The sequence below is a fragment of the Yersinia sp. IP36721 genome, from assembly GCF_003634395.1.
Taxonomy (GTDB): domain Bacteria; phylum Pseudomonadota; class Gammaproteobacteria; order Enterobacterales; family Enterobacteriaceae; genus Yersinia; species Yersinia entomophaga.
In genome coordinates this window covers 1-1,220 of record NZ_QCZL01000064.1, presented here as the reverse complement: position 1 = coordinate 1,220, position 1,220 = coordinate 1, and the positions used below count along the sequence as shown (strand labels likewise).

Genomic DNA, 1,220 nt, shown 5'->3' with positions numbered 1-1,220 from the left:
TCCTGCAGCGGAGCAGGGATGATGATTTTTCTGATTGATCACTGTTCACACCCAACTCACCGCCATTTGCCCAGAATAAACGGGACGGCTACAGCGATGGTCAGCCGGTGGATATTCCGCATGGGCGATGGGTGGATTTGCGGTTGGAGATGCCAGTGGGTGAAATCGAGGGTTCAGAATAGGCTCATATGATACGTAAAGGGCAACTTCAGCACCCTGCCGGAGAGCATCTATCACCGGCAGAACAATTTTATTGGTTGGCCGCCTAAAAAACAGGCAACACAATTTTTGCCGACACAACAATGTTAATGCGACAAGACCATAAAAGCATGATAAGTAATGGTTTTTATGTCATAGGTGAGACTTTTGGAGGAAATGGCCGCGGGCCCCAAGTACGGACGGATCTGAGGTATTTAATTAGATATAGCTAGTTAGCTCGATCGTAAATAAACATTCGCTACTTTTTTAGGCCCTTCATAAATATCAAAAGATGAATGGTTTAGCATTCGCTCTTGAGGGGCACTATCGACTAAAAAAGCAACTCTCCCTAAACTTATATCTTTCCCATTTTCATAAATTGGTGATTCAAGTTCAAAAACAACACTCCATGCATTATTCTGCCAGTTAATATCTTCAGCGAATCTTGCTACTGAAAAATATTTTCCCTTAGGGGGAACAGTTTCCCTACCGCCTTCGTCAAAAGATAGCCATTCAACTTTCACATTATGCATTATTTCCTCCTACTGAGTTAACATCTTCCTGAAGTAACTTTTTTACTCCACGAAATCTTTGTTCTTGGGGTATTTAGATCTTCCAATTGAGCATATCTCGCTGGGCCAATACCGTCCAAATGAGGATCTAAATGCATTTTACTTGCGATATCATCAGGAACGTCTATTTGCACAATCCTAAATGTATCGCCACCGTGCCCCATTTTTTCACCCCATGTAGCAGCATCTTTATACGACTCGGCAAACCATTTCCCCTCCATCGTACCTTGACCCGCCTTCCAGGTTCCATCTTTAATCAATTCAGTATATTCGGCAAGACTCATTCCCCGATACAGAACCATTAACCCCAGTGGATCAATCCAACTCAACGGATTAGGCGCATATTGATATAAATTCAGTCCGCCCAGTAACCTGTAAGTATCCCAGCTTTAGTTCCACACACTTTTTGAGATTTCCGGTTTCTCAGCCATCAGCCGATATTCTTCCGGC

At 43.3% G+C, this 1,220-nt stretch carries 2 protein-coding genes and 1 pseudogene; 1 reads left to right on the top strand and 2 read right to left on the bottom strand.

What is annotated here, in order from left to right:
- Window positions 1–185: 185 nt before the first annotated feature.
- Window positions 186–269: pseudogene (locus tag DBA33_RS20220) on the top strand (IS6 family transposase); the annotation flags it as partial.
- 162 nt (window positions 270–431) lie between these two features.
- Here the strand turns inward: DBA33_RS20220 and DBA33_RS20215 are convergent.
- Both DBA33_RS20215 and DBA33_RS20210 read right to left on the bottom strand, forming a co-directional pair.
- A complete protein-coding gene (locus DBA33_RS20215; protein ID WP_049600329.1) occupies window positions 432–731 on the bottom strand; it encodes a hypothetical protein in 300 nt (99 codons plus the stop codon).
- Window positions 732–748: 17 nt separating this feature from the next.
- Entirely contained in the window at window positions 749–1,054 is a 306-nt protein-coding gene (locus DBA33_RS20210; protein WP_162975261.1) for a hypothetical protein, read from the bottom strand.
- Window positions 1,055–1,220 lie beyond the last annotated feature (166 nt).